Source organism: Rhodococcus sp. P1Y, assembly GCF_003641205.1.
In the GTDB taxonomy this organism is placed as follows: Bacteria; Actinomycetota; Actinomycetes; order Mycobacteriales; family Mycobacteriaceae; genus Rhodococcoides.
The window spans coordinates 720,672-737,859 of the sequence record NZ_CP032762.1 but is presented as its reverse complement, the minus strand read 5'-3'; the positions used below and the strand labels follow the sequence as shown (position 1 = coordinate 737,859).

The 17,188-nt window shown below is 64.1% G+C and carries 14 protein-coding genes and 1 tRNA gene; 4 read left to right on the top strand and 11 right to left on the bottom strand.

Going from position 1 to position 17,188, the window contains the following annotated elements; genetic code table 11:
* Positions 1 to 2: 2 nt before the first annotated feature.
* The 3 genes from D8W71_RS03485 to D8W71_RS03475 are packed head-to-tail and all read right to left on the bottom strand — an operon-like array spanning position 3 to position 2,826.
* Entirely contained in the window at positions 3 to 764 is a 762-nt protein-coding gene (locus D8W71_RS03485) for an ABC transporter ATP-binding protein (protein ID WP_121111030.1), read from the bottom strand.
* Positions 761 to 1,750 (bottom strand): FecCD family ABC transporter permease, encoded by a 990-nt coding sequence (locus D8W71_RS03480; RefSeq protein WP_161965505.1) that lies wholly within the window; start codon positions 1,748 to 1,750, stop codon positions 761 to 763. The genes D8W71_RS03485 and D8W71_RS03480 overlap by 4 nt, the downstream gene beginning before the upstream one ends.
* Positions 1,751 to 1,809: 59 nt before the next feature.
* Complete coding sequence (locus D8W71_RS03475) at positions 1,810 to 2,826, bottom strand: ABC transporter substrate-binding protein (protein WP_121118503.1); 1,017 nt, start codon at positions 2,824 to 2,826, stop codon at positions 1,810 to 1,812.
* A 205-nt stretch (positions 2,827 to 3,031) separates the two neighbouring features.
* Between D8W71_RS03475 and D8W71_RS03470 the strand changes: the two genes are divergently transcribed.
* Both D8W71_RS03470 and D8W71_RS03465 read left to right on the top strand, forming a co-directional pair.
* A complete protein-coding gene (locus D8W71_RS03470; RefSeq protein WP_236077688.1) occupies positions 3,032 to 4,297 on the top strand; it encodes an MFS transporter in 1,266 nt (421 codons plus the stop codon).
* 60 nt (positions 4,298 to 4,357) lie between these two features.
* Positions 4,358 to 4,843, top strand: coding sequence for a GNAT family N-acetyltransferase (locus D8W71_RS03465; protein ID WP_121111026.1), 486 nt, complete (start codon positions 4,358 to 4,360; stop codon positions 4,841 to 4,843).
* Between the two features lie 11 nt (positions 4,844 to 4,854).
* Here D8W71_RS03465 and D8W71_RS03460 read toward each other — a convergent pair whose 3' ends face one another.
* On the bottom strand, positions 4,855 to 5,505 hold the full coding sequence (locus tag D8W71_RS03460) for a glycosyltransferase (protein ID WP_161965395.1): 651 nt from the start codon (positions 5,503 to 5,505) through the stop codon (positions 4,855 to 4,857).
* A 686-nt stretch (positions 5,506 to 6,191) separates the two neighbouring features.
* On the opposite strand from D8W71_RS03460, the gene D8W71_RS03455 reads away from it, so the two are divergent.
* Entirely contained in the window at positions 6,192 to 6,812 is a 621-nt protein-coding gene (locus tag D8W71_RS03455) for a TetR/AcrR family transcriptional regulator (RefSeq protein ID WP_121111022.1), read from the top strand.
* A gap of 17 nt (positions 6,813 to 6,829) precedes the next feature.
* On the opposite strand, the gene pknB is transcribed toward D8W71_RS03455, so the two are convergent.
* The 7 genes from pknB to D8W71_RS03420 form a co-directional block, all read right to left on the bottom strand.
* Positions 6,830 to 8,758, bottom strand: a complete 1,929-nt coding sequence (gene pknB, locus D8W71_RS03450; RefSeq protein ID WP_121111020.1) for a Stk1 family PASTA domain-containing Ser/Thr kinase — start codon at positions 8,756 to 8,758, stop codon at positions 6,830 to 6,832.
* On the bottom strand, positions 8,755 to 10,239 hold the full coding sequence (locus D8W71_RS03445) for a serine/threonine-protein kinase (RefSeq protein WP_121118499.1): 1,485 nt from the start codon (positions 10,237 to 10,239) through the stop codon (positions 8,755 to 8,757). Before D8W71_RS03445 ends, pknB begins: the two co-directional genes overlap by 4 nt.
* Positions 10,240 to 10,246: 7 nt before the next feature.
* Complete coding sequence (locus D8W71_RS03440) at positions 10,247 to 11,734, bottom strand: peptidoglycan D,D-transpeptidase FtsI family protein (RefSeq protein WP_121111018.1); 1,488 nt, start codon at positions 11,732 to 11,734, stop codon at positions 10,247 to 10,249.
* Positions 11,731 to 13,188, bottom strand: coding sequence for an FtsW/RodA/SpoVE family cell cycle protein (locus D8W71_RS03435; RefSeq protein ID WP_121111016.1), 1,458 nt, complete (start codon positions 13,186 to 13,188; stop codon positions 11,731 to 11,733). The genes D8W71_RS03440 and D8W71_RS03435 overlap by 4 nt, the downstream gene beginning before the upstream one ends.
* A complete protein-coding gene (locus D8W71_RS03430; protein WP_121111014.1) occupies positions 13,188 to 14,648 on the bottom strand; it encodes a PP2C family protein-serine/threonine phosphatase in 1,461 nt (486 codons plus the stop codon). Before D8W71_RS03430 ends, D8W71_RS03435 begins: the two co-directional genes overlap by 1 nt.
* Positions 14,645 to 15,109: an FHA domain-containing protein FhaB/FipA gene (locus tag D8W71_RS03425; RefSeq protein ID WP_115966709.1), complete on the bottom strand. Its 465-nt coding sequence runs from the start codon at positions 15,107 to 15,109 to the stop codon at positions 14,645 to 14,647. The genes D8W71_RS03430 and D8W71_RS03425 overlap by 4 nt, the downstream gene beginning before the upstream one ends.
* Positions 15,110 to 15,278: 169 nt before the next feature.
* Positions 15,279 to 16,778, bottom strand: coding sequence for a DUF3662 and FHA domain-containing protein (locus tag D8W71_RS03420; RefSeq protein ID WP_121118497.1), 1,500 nt, complete (start codon positions 16,776 to 16,778; stop codon positions 15,279 to 15,281).
* A gap of 209 nt (positions 16,779 to 16,987) precedes the next feature.
* On the opposite strand from D8W71_RS03420, the gene D8W71_RS03415 reads away from it, so the two are divergent.
* Positions 16,988 to 17,070, top strand: a tRNA-Leu gene (locus tag D8W71_RS03415).
* Positions 17,071 to 17,188: the final 118 nt, after the last annotated feature.

Below are 17,188 nucleotides of genomic sequence, written 5' to 3'. Positions count from 1 at the left end.
TCCTAAAGCTCGAATCTGATGAACAGGCGGTCGTCCGGCCCATCCGTGCTGACCTTGGCTCGCACGTGGTAGACCTCGGCGATCAGCTCCTCGGTCAACACGTCCGCCGGTGAGCCCGCTGCGACAACGCGTCCCTCGGACAGAACGATGAGCTGTGTGCAGAACATCGCGGCCAGATTGAGGTCGTGTAGGGCGATGATGCTCGTAATAGGTAGTCGCGCAACGAGAGACAACAACTCGAGCTGATGATGAATGTCGAGATGATTGGTTGGTTCGTCCAACAACAACTCGCGCGGTTCCTGGGCGAGCGCCCGAGCGATCTGGGCTCGCTGGCGTTCGCCACCTGAGAGTTCGTGCCACAGACGGTGCGCCTTGTCGGTCAACCCCGTATGAGCCAGCGCCGAGTCGACAGCCGCGGCGTCTGCCGTAGCGTTTCCTCCGAAAGCACCGCGGTGCGGAATCCGGCCCAGGCGGACGACGTCGGCAACGGTGATGTCGAAGTCCGTATCCGCGTGCTGGCTCACCCACGCAACGGCTTTCGCGATCTCGCGCCGACGCATACCACCCAACTCGGCGCCGTCGAGCGTGACAACTCCCGACGTGGGCCGCACCGCACCGTTCATCAACTGCAGTAGAGACGACTTGCCGGAGCCGTTGGGTCCGAGAAGGCCGACGGTGTCACCCGGTTCGGGGAGCAACGAGACGCCGTCGACGACGAGGGCGCGCCCGCGCTGCCAACTCACCTTGTCCGCAGCGAGCGTCATGCCGACTTCTTTCGCCTGGACAGGATGGCGATGAATGCAGGAACACCCACGAGCGCGGTGCCGACGCCTACGGGGAGCGGCGTCGGTGCGAAAGCGACACGGGAAACGGCGTCGACCCACACCATGAAAACCGCGCCCATCAGCGCGGTCACAGGAATCAGTCTGACGTGGCGAGATCCGATGAGAAACCGTGCGGCATGGGGAAGTACGAGCCCGACGAACCCGATGGCGCCGGCCACGCTGACGAGGGTCGCGGTGATGAGCGCGGTGACCACGAGCAGCGCTGTTCGTGCGGTGCGCACGGGGATTCCGAGGGATGACGCCACCTCGTTGCCGAAGCTGAACGCGTCGAGAACGTAGGCGTAGTAGAAACAGATCGCGACGCCGAATGCCACCACGGTCATGCATAGGACGACGTCGTTCCAACGCACTCCTTCGAGCGAACCGAGGAGCCAGAACATGACGCCGCGGGTCTCGTCGGAGTCCGCGAAGGCAAAGATGACCAGCGAGGTGAGGGCCGAGAACAGCTGCGTGCTCGCAACTCCCGCGAGAATGACCCTGTCGTTGTTGCCGCCCGAGAGCTGAGCGAGCAGGAGCACGAGCCCGAACGCGACGAGGGCGCCGATGAATGCGCCGCCCGACAATCCCAATGCGGCGCCGCCGATTCCGAGGACACCGACGACGACGGCGCCCGTGGATGCACCCGAACTGATGCCGAGGACGAACGGATCGGCCAATGGATTGCGCAGCAGGGACTGCATGATCACGCCGCAGATGCCAAGACCGCTGCCGCACGCCGCGGCGACGAGGCTTCTGGGTAGACGTTCTTCCCAGACGATTGCGTTCTTGGACATCCGAACTGGGATATCGGTCAACCCCAGATGGTTCGTGACCACGTCTCGGACGTTGACCAGGGAGACATCGGCCGGTCCAAGCGTCATCGCAACCGCGACCGAGACGAGAAGTAACACCATGCCCGATGCCATGACGACAGGCAGCCCTATCTGCCGTCGTGCCACCGGCGCCTGGGTGGGTGTTGTCGTGTTCAGGACTGCGGGCCCATCTCGCGGAGCCCCGCGGCGACCTTCTCGACACCGTCGACGAGCCTGATCGACGGGTTCATCTCGGCGCCGTGCAGCGAGATGTACCGCTTGTTCCGCACCGCTGTCATCGTGCTGGTGACCGGGTCCGATTCGAGGAAGGCAATCTTGTCCGCCAAGAGGTCACCGGGGAACCGGGCGCGCAGTAGATCGCCGAGGACGAGCACGGACGGGTCCCGGTCGACCATCGTCTCCCAGCCGACGGCGGGCCAGTCGTCGTCGATGTCGGAGTAGGCGTTGGTGGCACCGACCGTCGTCGCGATGAGGTTTGCCGATCCGAGGCCACCCGCGACGTAGGGGCTCTTGGTGTCGGCGAACCAGAACGCCATCGAATCTCCCGACGCGGACATTCCGTCGGTAGCGGCGGCCAGACGTTCCTGGAGGTCCGTCACGAGTGCTTCGCCCCGGTCCTGGACGTCGAAGACCTCGGCGACCTCGGTGATCTCCTGGTAGAGCGAATCGATCGTCAGAGCGTTGGTTCTGGTTCCGCCGCCGTTGATACTGACTCCATTGTCGCAGTCGGTTGGAGACAGATAGGTTCCGGTGCCGGTCTCGGCGAATCGCGCTCGGTCGGCGACGCCGCCGTCCTTGAAGTGACGGCCGAACGACGCCGTGACGAAATCCGGGTCCGCATCGAGCACGACCTCGTAGGTCGGTGCGTTGTCCGCGAGTCTCGGAACGTCCGCGTTGGCGGCCGCGAGGTTCTCCCGCACCGGGTCGGTCCACGACGCAGTTCCGACCATGCGGTCCTGCAACCCCAGCGACAGCAGAATCTCGGTCGAGTTCTGGTCCAGCGAGACGACGCGCTGCGGGGGTGCGTCGATCGTGATCGACTGCCCGCAGTTGTCGAGAACGAGGGGGTAGCTGGTTTCGCCGTTGCCGCCGATGGTCTCGACCTCGGATACGGCTTCGGACTCGCCGCAGGCGGCGATCATGCCGGCCGCGAGGGCCAGCGTCGTCATGGCGCCGATGCGCCTGAGAATCGCACTCACAGTTGACAACTCTTTCGGGTGAACCAGACGTGAGTGTTCACGCGAAAAGGTGCGCGTTACACCCGCGCAGACGGAGATGGCGACGAACTCGGATAGGCTAACCTATTGCGCGGCCCGGAGTCACATCGAAGCGCGGTACCGTCGCCGCAAGAGAAAACGACGACAGGAGTGTGGCGTGACGGCGGGCGCCGACGAACGGCAGCGCGGATGGCGCTGGTCGTTCATCAACGAGATGTCGCGTGCGACCCCCACGATCCGGTTGCTCGTCCTGACTCAGCTGACGTTCAACCTCGGTTTCTTCATGGTCCTGCCCTATCTGTCGGTCCACCTGACGGGCGACCTCGGACTCGGTGCAGCGATGGTCGGTGTTGTGCTGGGCATCCGAACGTTCTCGCAACAAGGGTTGTTCTTCGTCGGCGGCACCCTCGCCGACCGGTTCGGCATCAAGCCCGTCGTTCTCACCGGATGTGCGATTCGCGTGCTCGGCTTCATCGGGCTCGCGTTCGCCGACTCCCTGATCGCTGTGGCGGCGGCGACGGTCGCAGTCGGATTCGCTGCCGCGTTGTTCTCTCCGGCAGTCGAGTCTGCAATTGCCATCGAGGCAGGCAAGGGCGAGAGCGCCGGTGGCCCGACCCGGGTGCAGACCTTTGCATTGCTTTCGGTGTGCAACCAGATCGGTTCGTTCTTCGGTCCCCTTCTCGGCTCGCTGTTGCTGCTGGCAGACTTCCGTCTCGCGTGTCTCGTCGCGGCAGCAATCTTCGTCGTTGTCATTGCTGCACATGCTGTTTGGCTGCCTGGTGGACCGGGACCGCATCGCGGCGAGTCCTGGCTGGCCGGGTGGAGGGACGTGGTGCGCAACAGAGTGTTCGTGCTGTTCGCGTTGGCGATGAGCGCGCAACTGGTCGCGTACAACCAGCTGTATCTTCTGCTTCCGCTCGAAGTGGAAAGGGCGTGGGGATCGCAAACGGTGTTGGGATGGTTCTTTGCGATATCGGCCGTCTTCGTCGTCACTGCGCAGATGTCCGTTACCCGTGTGGCGGCGCGGTTCTCGCCGCGGGTGGTGCTGCCCGTCGGGTTCGTCGTGGTGGCGGTGTCGTTCGTAGTGGTGGCCGTGTCGACGCCACTCGGGATGAGCGGGCTGATCGGTTTGGTCCCGGCCGGCGTGTTCGTGCTTCTGCTGGCCCTCGGTCAGATGATCGCCTTGCCGCAGGCGCGTGATCTCGTGCCGCTGCTCGCGGCCGAGCGGCGCCTCGGGTCGTACTACGGATTCATGGCGTCGGTCGGCGGTATCGGAGTGCTGGTTGGCTCGGTGATCATCGGCGCAGTGATCGATGCAGCTCCCGAGACCGGATGGGGAGCGTCGGTGCCCTGGTGTGTGGCAGCGGCGTTCCCCATCGCCGGCATCGTCGGGCTCAGAATCGTGTCGGCAAGATTGCCGTAACCGGTTCGCGCGTGCGTTTGCGTCGCCTGCGGAGGAGAGCCGGTGTGATGGGATGTGATGATGGATTCCGCCACTGTGCTTCCGGTTCGTAGAGCCGATGCAACCGCCGCCGCCGAATTGCTCGTTCTACAGCGGTGTTGCTGGGTTGAGGAAGCGTTGGTCAACGACACCCTTGACATCCCGCCCCTGCTCGAGACCTTGGATGAGGTCAGAACATGGGTCACTCAGTGGTCGGTTTTGACCGTTCGCGACGGACACCGGCTGGTTGGCGCTGTTCGGGGCCGACCAATTGACGACACCTGGGAGATCGGTCGGCTGATGGTGGCGCCGGATCTGGCCGGACAGGGATTGGGCCGACACCTACTCGATCGAGTCGAGCAACTCGCGCCCTCGCATACGCGGACATTCGAGTTGTTCACCGGTGCACGCAGCACCCGCAACATCCGACTGTATGAGCGGGCCGGATACCGAATAGTCGAAGATGATCTCGTCCCCGACGGGCATATCGCCGGGGCGATCGTTCTACGCAAGTCGATCGACCGGTGATGCGGTAACGACTATTGGATTCCGGACACGATTATTTCGACAGCACCAGCCATGCCAGGCGACGCCGATGCCTGGCGTCGCAATTGCGCAGCCCGAGAAACGAATCCGCTGTCGTTGCAGACTCGGTCGACAGCTTTTCGTATCAGAGCAGGTGCGACCGACTGGCGTGCAATACCAATACCGATGCCGCTCCATCGAACTCGGGCCACGACGTCTGCCTTGTCCTGTGAGCGACCTGCAGCGACGACGGGAATGCCGTGGCGAAGAGCAAAATTGACGCCTCCGTAGCCACCGTTCGTCACGAAACACGACAGCGATGGAAACACATTGTCGTACGGAAGGTGCCGGGCAATGTACACGTTGTCCGGCAGCGGGTGGTTCCGTCCAATGTCGCCGTCGCCGACGGCGACCAGCACGTTCATGTCCCGATCTGCCAGGGCGCTGATAGTGGGCAGCACGAGCTGATCAAGGTCCAGCTCGGCTGATCCCTGCGTCACCAAGACGGTGGGTTTCCGGGTATCCAGGTCGTTCCACCATGAAGGCAGAGGGTGAGAGTCGACAGAACTCACGGACAATGGACCCACGAAATGCACCTTCTGGTCGTACCGCTCCGGCAGGGGGTACTCGAACCCTGGAACTGTCAGCTGGACAATATCGTCCACCAAGGTCACCCAGTCCAAGAAAGATATCGGTAGCTCAGAGCCTCTGGAACGAACCCGACGCTCAGCGGTCTGTTGCAGCGATCGCAGCACCACAGACCGGACTGCGGCGTTCGACGCCGCGTTTCTCACTCGACCGAGCCAAGACTGGGCGGGCAGCCACCCCAACCCAGTCGGCGGTCGATCGCGTGTGGGAAGGGAGAGAGGATTGCTTCCCAATGCTACGACGCGAGGTCTGGATGCGCTCGGACGCAGCACAAGGGGAATGGCCCCGAAGAACATTGTCTCGACCACAATGACGTCGATCGACTCCTTCTCGACAATCTGATCGACGCTGATCGATTGGTCCGCAATCGGTTCGACGAAGATGTGCTCGAGGTCGTACTGGGCCTTCCTAGCGCCGCGCAGCGACCGGAGGGGAATTCGGCGTCGAGGTCGTGTTCGTCGAAATCAGCCGATGCCGGAAGGGGATGCCACGACGCCCCGGTGGAGGCGACCTTGGATTCGAACGCTCGTCCGGTAGTCACATGAACTCGGTGGCCGAGGCGTACGAGTTCGGTTGCGATAGGCAGCGTGGGCGCGACGTGGCCGGTAAACGGACCTGAACAGAACAAGATCGAAGCCATGCACACTCCCGGTTCTAGGACTCATTTGATCACATCGACACTGTACCGAATTAGGATGGTCGAATGGCAGACAAGCGGAGTTACCACTCGCCCGCCCGGGAAGGCGCAGCCTTGCTCACGCGACACGCCGTTGTCGACGCAGCCGCCGAGCTGTTCGAGACACAGGGGTACGGAGGCACGACCATGCGGTCCATTGCCAAGCGCGCCGGTGTCAGTGTCGAGACAGTGAACGCGTTGGGACCGAAAGTTCAGCTTCTTCGTTCTGCGTTCGAGCGCAGATTCTTGCCGTCGAGCCCGGATGGACGGATGACGGCGGGGTCAGTGCCAGAAGTCGACGTGTCCGACTCCGCTTCCGTCCGTCAAGTTCTGGGCCCGTTGATTCGCCAGTTCGAGCGATCGGCGGGAATGCATCGTGCGCTGGGCGCTGCTGCCGACATCGACGCTGCCGCGCGGCGACTGGTCGACGATCTGCGAGACGCTCAGCGACAACAGATCTACGGTCTGATCGACCGACAATTCGGCAAGACATCCACTACCGAAGCTAAGCTGAAGGTAGCGGACGCGTTGGCTTACACACTGTCGCATGGGGCTTACGACCACTTCGTGAGAGCGTGCGGTTGGTCATCGGTTGAATACGAAGCCTGGGCCGCCGACACAGTTGTCGAACACCTCAGAACTTTATGATCCGGCGACGACCCGCACTACCGTCCTGGGATCCCCAGGACACCCACGTTCACATTGACCGACTGAGTCTTGGTGATTTCCGAGCCTGCGGGTTCGGCCTGGTTCACGATACGACCGACCATCGTCGGGTCGAGGGTGCCCTCCTGCGTTGAGGAGATGCTCGACGCCGATCCGGTCCAGCCCGCAGCCTGCAACGCAGTCAGGGCCTGGCTCGGTGTCAATCCGAGCAGATCGGGCATCGGAATCTTGTCGCCGTTCGATACCCGCAACGTGACTGTGTCGCCTTCGACGGCGTTGGAACCACCGGCCGGAGCGGTCGAGACCACCTCGCCCATGGGCTGGCTCGAGTCGATGTTCTCGATCTGAACCTTGAAGCCTGCGCCCTCGACGTTGGGCTGCGCCACCTCGACCTGCTGGCCGACCACATTCGGCACTCGTACCTGGGCGGGTCCGCTACCGAGCGTGACCTTCACCGATGAACCGACCGTGATGCCGACTCCAGACGACGGATTCTGCTCGACGACTTTGTCGAGGTTCTCCGGCGTCGACGGAACCCGTGCCACCGATGCGTCGAGTTCCAGTCCGAGTGCCGACAGCGCCTGTGCTGCCTGCTGTTGATTCTTGCCGGTCAGCTGAGGTACCTGAACCTGCTCCGGGCCGGTGGACACTTCCAGATTGACGGTGCTCTTGGTGTCGACTTCGGCTCCGGATCCGGGCCGAGTGTTGATCACGGCGCCCGACGGCACGGTCGCGTCCGGCTTCTCCTGGATGGCGACTCGAAGATCGGCCTCCTGAAGCCGCGATTCTGCGTCGGAAGAAGAAAGACCGGTGACATCGGGGATCGCGACGCGAGCAGGTGACGACCCGGGGCCGAGTGACCACAGGAAGGCTCCGACTATGCCGACGACGACGATCGCAGCGATCGACAGCAGAGCGATACGAACCCCGCGATGACGCGGTGCCGCCTCGTCGTCTCCTGCATGGCGTCCGCCTGTGCTGTCGGGCTGGGGCGTCCCGGTCTGACGTGGAAGCGGAGCGCGGGCGTCCATCGACCCCAGAATGGTCGTGCGGTCCTCGTCGTTCATCACCGTCGGCGCGCTCGGGCGTTGACCTCCGAGAACGCGGACGAGGTCGGTGCGCATTTCGGCGGCGGACTGGTACCGGTTGGCCGGGTTCTTGGCCATTGCCTTGAGGATGATCGAGTCGAGTTCGCGTGGCACATCCCCGTTGACCCGCGAGGGGAGCTCGGGATCCTCGCGCACATGCTGGTACGCCACTGCGACGGGAGAATCGCCCTTGAAGGGAGGTTCGCCGGTGAGGATCTCGAACAGAACGCATCCGAGTGAGTAGACGTCCGAGCGCGCGTCGACCTGCTCGCCGCGAGCCTGCTCCGGCGACAGGTACTGAGCCGTGCCGATGACGGCAGCGGTCTGCGTCATCGGGCTCGAGCTGTCCGCGATGGCCCGGGCGATGCCGAAGTCCATCACCTTGACCGCACCCGCGTTGTTGATCATCACGTTGGCCGGTTTGACGTCCCGATGCACGATGCCGTTGCGATGCGAGAAGTCCAAGGCCGCACACACGTCGGCGATCACTTCCATCGCACGTCGCGGCGCCATGGGCCCCTCGCCGCGAACGATGTCGCGCAAGGTGCTGCCCTCGACGTACTCCATGACGATGAACGGCAGCGGACCTGCCTCGGTCTCGGCTTCGCCCGTGTCGTAGACAGCAACGATCGCCGGATGATTCAGAGCAGCCGCGTTTTGCGCCTCTCGCCGGAATCGCAGGTAGAACGTCGGGTCGCGCGCCAGATCAGCACGCAGCACCTTGATCGCGACATCGCGGTCGAGGCGGTTGTCACGTGCCAGGTGCACCTCCGACATACCACCGAATCCGAGAATCTCTCCCAGCTCGTAGCGGGACGAGAGGTTGCGGGGAGTCGTCATCGCTGTCCTTGTCGATCAGAGCCGGAAGAGTCGGTGCCAGGAAGAACAGAGCTGGATCGGCCGTTGCCCGCCGCGACGGGATTCTCACCGAGAGGATTTCCCGACGCCTGAGGTTCTTCCTCGTCACCGCCGTTGCCACCGATCCCCGGGATGGGCGGCAACGTGAACGTGAATCCACCATTGGACGTCGTGGTGGTCTGCTGGGGTGTGGTTGTCGGCGGCGTCGTCGTGGTCGCCGGTGGTGTTGTGGTCGTGGTGGTGGGTTGGGTCGTGGTGGTCGTTGGTTCCGTGGTGGTGGTCGGCTCGGTGGTGGTTGTGGTCGTCGTCGTGGTGGTCGTCGTCGGCCGCTGGGTTGTCGTAACCGGGTTGAACGGAGCGGGCGTTTCGCCCTCTCGATTCAGCAGCACGAACCCACCGATGACGATCGCGAGCAGCAACAAGCCACCGCCGCCCCAGGCGAGCGCCTTCTGCGCAGACGACATGCCGGTCGGTGCCGGGGCAGCGGGCTGCGCCGTGCCGGTGGCCGGGCCGGTGTACCGGTTCTGCGATGTCGGCATCATTTGTGTACTGCTCGGCGCCGCAACGACGCCGGGCATCATTACGCGGCCGGTGCCGGGGCCCCTGCCGCTACCTGGAGCAGGTGGCCTGCGTCCGGCGCGGACAGCGGCAACGGCGTCGGCGAACTCGCCGCCGTTCGAGTAGCGCGCGGCCGGATCCTTGGCCATCGTGATCTCGATGAGCTCTCTGACGCCTGCGGGGAGGTCTGCGGGGAGCGGCGCAGGCATCTCCCTGACGTGCTTCATCGCGACGGTGAGGGCACCGTCGCCGACGAAGGGCCTCGTGCCCGAGAGCGCCTCGTAGCCGACGACACCGAGCGAGTACACGTCGCTGGCCGAGGTCGCCTCTTCGCCGAGTGCTTGCTCCGGAGCGATGTACTGGGCGGTCCCCATCACCATGCCGGTCCTGGTCACCGGCGACGCGTCGACGGCCTTGGCGATGCCGAAGTCGGTGATCTTCACCTGACCCGCTGGCGTGATCAGGATGTTGCCCGGCTTGACGTCCCGGTGCACGACGCCTGCGGTGTGCGCGATCTGAAGCGAGCGTCCGGTCTGCTCGAGCATGTCGAGTGCGTGTCCGAGGGGCAGACGACCGATACGACCCAGGACAGCGTTGAGCGGCTCTCCGTTGACCAGTTCCATCACCAGGTACGCGAGCGATTCGCCTGCCTCGTCGCGAGTCTCGCCGTAGTCGTAGACGCCTGCGATACCCGGGTGATTGAGCTGCGCTGTGGTGCGCGCCTCGAACCTGAAGCGCTGCAAGAACTCCGGGTCCTCCGAGAACTCAGCTTTGAGAACCTTCACCGCGACCTTGCGATCGAGGCGGTTGTCCATCGCCTCCCACACCTGGCCCATTCCGCCCGTCGCGATCAGACGCAGAAGGCGGTAGCGCTGTGCAATGACTGCACCGTTCTTCAGTGGCACGAGATGTTCACCTCCCCTGCAATCCGGCAGCGATGACTGCGCGACCGACGGGGGCGGCAACCGATCCGCCCGTCGCTGCGAGCGCGCGGTCTCCACCGTCCTCGACGATGACGGCAATGGCGATCTTCGGATTCTCCGCCGGTGCGAAACCGATGTACCAGGCGTGCGGCGGCGTGTTCCTCGGATCTGTTCCGTGTTCGGCGGTCCCGGTCTTCGACGCGATCTGTACGCCTGCGATCTTGCCGTCACCGCCGGTGTTGTTCTCCGAGCCGATCATCAGGCTGGTGAGCGTCGCAGCGGTTTCCGGGCTGATCGCCTGCCCCTTCGAGTCCGGTGTCGTGGTGGACAAGTTGGACAGGTCGGGAGACTGCAGCTGACTGACCATGTGTGGCGCCATCCGTACACCGCTGTTGGCGACGGTTGCTGCGATGACCGCATCCTGAAGAGGCGTCAGGGCGACGTCGCGCTGGCCGATGCTGCTCTGTCCGAGGGCGGCGTCGTCGGGAATCGACCCGATGGTGCTGTCGGCCACCGGCAGCGGTAGCGATGTGGTCTCGTCGCCGATGCCGAACGCGCTTGCGGTGTCGCGCAGAGCGTCGGCTCCGGTCTTGATGCCGAGTTCGACGAATGCGGTGTTGCACGACCTCGCGAACGCTTCACGGAGCGAGGCGGTGGCACCTCCGCCGCACGTGCTTCCGTTGTAGTTCTCGAGCGAAGTCTCGGTGTCGGGCAACGTGATCGTCGGGGCAGCGGTGAGCTGATCGTCGGGGGTCGCGCCGTTCTCGAGGGCAGCGGCGGTCACGAGGACCTTGAAGGTCGATCCGGGCGGATACGTCGCCGAGATAGCGCGATTGAGCAGCGGCTTTGCTGGATCGGCATTGAGCGCATCCCACGCATCGGAGGTCTGAGCCCCGTCGTGGCTCGCCAGCAGGTTCGGGTCGTAACTCGGCGAGCTGGCCATGGCGAGAATGTTGCCGGTCGACGGTTCGATTGCGACGACCGATCCGGTGTACCCACGCGAGAACAGCTGATCGTAGGCGACCTGCTGGACGACGGGATCGATTGTCGTGACCACGTTTCCGCCGCGCGGGTCACGACCGGAGATGAGGTCGAACAGCCGACGCCCGAAGAGTCGATCATCGGAACCGTTGAGCACTTCGTCCTCGGTGCGTTCGAGACCGGTGCTCGAGTAGAGCATCGAGTAGAAGCCGGTGACCGGCGCGTTCGCGAGAGGGCTGTTGGGCGCCAACTGATTCGGCGGATACGTACGCAGGTACTTGTATCGATCGTCGGTGGACACCGACGCGGCGAGCACTTGTCCGCCCGCAGATATCTGACCGCGCTGACGTGAGTACTCGTCGAGCAGCACGCGTGAATTGCGCGGATCGGAACGCAGGTCGTCGGCCTTGATGACCTGCAGGTAGGTGACGTTGGCCAGCAGCGCGACGACCATGACCATCACCGCGATGGAGACGCGGCGCAGGGGTGTGTTCATGGGCGCTTCACCATCTCGGTCTTCGCTTCCGCGATGGGCGCTGCCGGGGTCGGCTTCTTCTTTGGTGTCGCAGGTTCACGGGCTGCGTCGGAGATCTTGATCAACAAGGCGACCAAGAGATAGTTGGCGAGAAGCGAAGATCCTCCGTAGGACAGATAGGGCGTGGTCAGACCGGTGAGCGGGATCAGCTTGCTCACCCCGCCGACGACGACGAACAGCTGAATGGCGACGGTGAAGGACAGGCCGGCCGCGAGCAGCTTGCCGAAGCTGTCGCGAACCGCAAGGGCAGTGCGCAACCCACGAATGATGAAGACGAGGTACAGGAGAAGGACTGCGGCGAGGCCGATGAGACCGAGTTCCTCACCGATAGCGGCGATGATGAAGTCGGTTTTCGCGAATGGAACCTGTGACGGCCGTCCGCTGCCGAGTCCTGTTCCGGCCAGGCCACCGGTCGCGAAACTGAACATCGACTGCACGATCTGATAACCGGTGTCGTTGTAATCGTCGAACGGGTGCAGCCAGGTATCGGTACGGATCTTCACGTGACCGAACACCTGATAGGCGAACAGAAATCCGACGAGTAGCAGACCGAATCCGATGATGAGCCAGCCGACTCGTTCGGTGGCGATGTAGATCATCACCAGGACGGTGCCGAAGATCAGCAACGACGATCCGAGGTCCTTCTCGAAGACCAGCACGCCGACCGAAACAATCCACACCAGCAGGATCGGGCCGAGATCGCGAGCTCGGGGAAAGTCCATGCCGAGGAAATGCTTGCCCGCCGTGGTGAACAGCTCACGCTTGGCAACCAGCAGCGACGCGAAGAAGATCAGCAGCAGGATCTTCGCGAACTCACCGGGTTGAATGCTGAACCCCGGCAGCCTGATCCAGATCTTCGAGCCGTTCACCTCGGAGAACGCCGACGGCAGAATGGCCGGAATGGCCAGGAGTACAAGCCCGCACAGCCCGACGGTGTAGCTGTACCGCGCCAGTGTGCGGTAGTCGCGCAGCAGGACGAGAAGAGCGATGAAGCCGGCGATGGCCAGCGTCGTCCACAGCACCTGCTGGGTCGCGTCGGGAGACGGAATCTCCTGCCCCAGATACGCAGCGGCCTGCTGGTCGGCCAGGTCGAGTCGGTGTATCAACACCAGACCGAGTCCGTTGAGCAGTGCGACGATCGGCAGCAGAAGGGGGTCCGCGTACGGCGCGAACCTGCGCACGGCCAGGTGAGCGACGGTGACGAGGGCGAGATAGGCGAGCCCGTACTTCGCCAGATCCCAGGTGACGGCCTGTTCCTGGCTTGCCTCGACCAATACGAGAGACAGCGTGGTGATCACTACTGCGATGCCCAGCAGTAGCAACTCGACGTTGCGTCGGTTGGATTGGACGGGAGCAGGCGCGAATCCGCCCGGTGGGCTCGGAAAGGACGCCCCCACAGATGGATTGGAACTCATCAAGTACCAGCTCTGCAGTTCTGACCCGGTAGCTGAGTCACGGTGGGCGCAGGCGTTGTGGTCGGTGCCGCCTCGACCGGCGGTGCGGCGGGGTCGGCCGGCGGTGCCGCAGGATCAGCGGGCGGTGCCGCAACGGTGGGAGCCGGGGCGGGCGTCGTCGGCTGGGGCGGCGCGGATGTGGTCGTGGTCGCCTCGGCGACGGTGCACGGCGGCAACAGATCTCCCGACGCAAGGCGGTTCATCTGGCCGTTCGCGTCGTCGAGCGTTCCGGAGGGGAGCCCGGCGCGTACTTGCTCGCGGGCCGCTGGAGCCAAATCGTCCACCTCGAACTGGTCGCATCCAGCAGGTGCCGTGTCCGGAGCGGTCAAGGTGAGTGCCCCGTCGTCTGCGAGACACCCGATGGAGTGCACGGACTGCAACGAGTATCCGAGGACGGAGCCGGGCACGCCCCGCATGACCGCGACGCGGCTCGAATCCTCACCGACGTAGTAGTTGTTTCTGATCGCGGCGTTCGCGACGAACGCACCGCCGACCAGCAATGCGATCAGTCCGACCGCCAGCAACGACCACCGAAGCTTGTGCGACTTCTTCTCCGGCACTGGGGGAGCTGTCGTGACGCGCTTGGGGGTCGAGCGCGGTGGGCGCATCGCGGCTGCACGGCCGGCCGCTGTGTTCGGTGGCGGTGAGTCCTCTTCGTCCTCGGTGCTCGCGGCGCCACCGAGTATCGGTGAGCTCTGTCCGTAGTCGATGTCGACGACGTCGGCGACGACCACGGTGACGTTGTCGGGGCCACCGCTGCGCAGAGCGAGTTCGATGAGTCGGTCGGCGCTGGAGGCGCAATCACCCTCGTTGAGGGTGTTTTCGATGGTCTCGTCGCTGACGACGTCGGACAGACCGTCGGAGCACAGCAGGTACCGATCGCCTGCTCGCGCTTCACGCACGGTCAGCGTCGGCTCGATCTCGTTGCCGGTGAGCGCACGCATGATCAACGATCGCTGCGGATGAGTGTGTGCCTGTTCGGCGGTGATCCGGCCTTCGTCGACGAGAGATTGCACGAAGGTGTCGTCGCGGGTGATCTGCGTCAGTGCGTGTTCACGCAGCATGTACGCGCGCGAGTCACCGATATGAACGAGACCGATCTTCCTGCCCGCGAACAGAATTGCGGTCAGGGTGGTTCCCATACCGTCGAGCTCGGGTTCTTCTTCGACCTGGTCGGCGATGGACGCGTTGCCTTCTCGCGTCGCGGCTTCGAGCTTGCCGAGGAGGTCGTCACCCGGTTCGTCGTCGTCGAGGTGAGCGAGGGCGGCGATCATCAACTGCGAGGCCACCTCGCCCGCGGCATGGCCACCCATACCGTCGGCGAGCGCGAGAAGCCGCGCACCCGCGTAGACCGAATCCTCGTTGTTCGAGCGCACCAATCCTCGGTCGCTGCGCGCCGCATAGCGGAGTACGAGGGTCACGGGCGGAGCTCGATAACGGTCTTGCCGACTCGAACCGGAGTGCCCAAGGGCACACGAACGGCAGTCGTCACCTTGGCACGATCGAGATACGTTCCGTTAGTCGAACCGAGGTCCTCGACGTACCAGTCACCGCCGCGAGGTGAGATGCGCGCATGACGTGTGGACGCGTAATCGTCGGTGAGGACCAACGTCGAATCGTCGGCGCGACCGATCAGCACCGGCTGCGTGCCGAGCGAAATTCTGGTTCCGGCGAGACCGCCCTGTGTCACCACTAGATTCTTGGCAACCTTCTGCTTGTTGAACGACGGAAGAACTTTCGATCCCCTGGAGTATCGCGCGGGCACACGCATCCCCGACGCCGCATAGATGTCGCTTCGCAAAGTCCGAAGAACGGCCCAGACGAAAAACCACAGCAGCAACAAAAAGCCCGCACGGGTCAACTGCAGTATCAAGCCCTGCACAGCCGTCCACCTCCTTCGGAACCGTCATCGGTCGTCGTAGTCGCACACACACGCATGCCGTAGCTTCTTTTCGAATTCCCCGAACACGTGCGAGACGAGCCGACACGACTTCTCACGCAGCATCCTAGAGTGAAGCTGCGTGTGTCGATCACCATACTGGTGAGGTCGATTAAACGATGCGGACGAGGATCTCGGAGTGTCCTGCTCGGACCACGTCACCGTCGGCCAGCTGCCAGTCCTGCACAGGCGACCCGTTGACCGTCGTTCCGTTGGTGGAACCGAGGTCGGACAGCATCGCCACCCGCCCGTCCCAACGAATCTCGACGTGGCGACGAGAGACGCCGGTGTCAGGAAGGCGGAACTGAGCGTCCTGACCGCGTCCGATGATGTTCTGGCCGTCGCGGAGCTGGAAGTACCGTCCGCTGCCGTCCTCCAACTGCAGAGTGGCCGTCAAGGCTTGGCTGTCGTTGTACGCGGGCTCGTCGTAGCCGTACGCCGGCGCCTGCTGGTACCCCGCGGTCGGGTACTGGGCCTGCTGGTAGCCGTTCTGCTGCGCTGGGTAGTCGTAGGCAGGCTGTCCGTATCCGGCCGGCTCGGCGTAGGCCTGCTGGCCGTACCCCTGCTGGCTGGGTGGTTGCTGGTCGTAACCCTGTTGGCCGTACGCCGGATCGGAGTAGGCCTGCCCGCCCTGGTCGTAACCCTGGTCGTTCGCTGGGTTCGAGTACGCCTGCTGGCCGTACGCCTGATCGTCGTAACCCTGCTGCCCGTATGCCGGCTGGCCGTACGCCTGCGGGTCGTAACCCTGCTGGCCGGGCGAGGGGTGGACGTATGCCGGCTGACCGTTCGCCGGATCGACGTACGCCTGGTCGCCGTAGCCCTGCTCTTCGTAGCCGCGCTCATCCGAGCCTTGGCTGTACGCCTGGGGGTCGTACTGTCCCTCGGCAGCGGGTGCCGGTGCTCCGTAACCGCCACCCTGGGGTGCGCCGTTGCGATAGCCGGGGTCCTGGCCGTATGCGTTCCGGTCGTGACCGTTCTGCTGCGAGTAACGCGGATCCTGGGACGGATAGCCGTTGCGCGCACGAGGGTCGGGGCGAGAGCCGTCGGCCGGATCGCGTTGCGGGTCGTAGCCTGGGTTCTGCGTCATGTGGCCGGCTCCTGATGTCGACATAGGTGTGGCTGACGGGCGCGAAGGTCGCGGACCGGGTACCGCACCCACCGTGGGTCCTGAAGCTCCGGCGAATGCAGAAGCTTGATTCTTGGATGGGGCATTCCCGGCCGCAGTCGGTGATCGTCCCACATCGGGGTCCACCGAACCACTGGCCCGGAACTGGCCCGTGTGCAAAGTAGGGGACGGCTCGAACCGAACCACGACATCGCCGTACGTCTGCCAACCCTGATCCCTGATGTAGTCACCCAGGTGGCGCGAGAACGCTTTGACGGTCAGGTCCCGATCTGCTGCCAGTTCGTCGTGATCGGACGTGTTGATGGTGATCACATAGCTGTTCGGGGCGAGCTGATGTCCGCCTTCCAGCGGTCGAACCCGGTCGGCTGCCTCCTGCTGCAGTGCAGCTTCGACCTCCTGAGGAACGACGCCGCCACCGAATACCCGGGCGAACACGTCACCGACCGCGCCCTGCAGCTTTCGTTCGAAGCGCTGGACAATTCCCATGGTGACCTCTCCTCCCTGATCATTGGGTGCCACGAGCGCGTGTCGCCTCGAGGTCGTCGTCACAGCATGATATACGTTGCCGCGTCACCGCTGCGCCTACTGTGCGCCCCACGACGCAGTTCGTAGGCGGTTGCCGACGGACCCGATTGTCCCCACGGAAGGCGATTTCATCCACGCCGGAAGTGCATGTTAATGTTCACCGGTCACCTGGGCGGGTGGCGGAATGGCAGACGCGCTGGCTTCAGGTGCCAGTGTCCTTCGGGACGTGGGGGTTCAAGTCCCCCTCCGCCCACAGCAGTTCTTTCCAGTCGCAAACGACGCTCTTCCTCAACACAGGATTGGCCGTCGTTTGCGACTTTTTTCTTTGGGCTGGAGTTGTGCCGTTCTGGCAGCATGATGCGGTCAGCGGT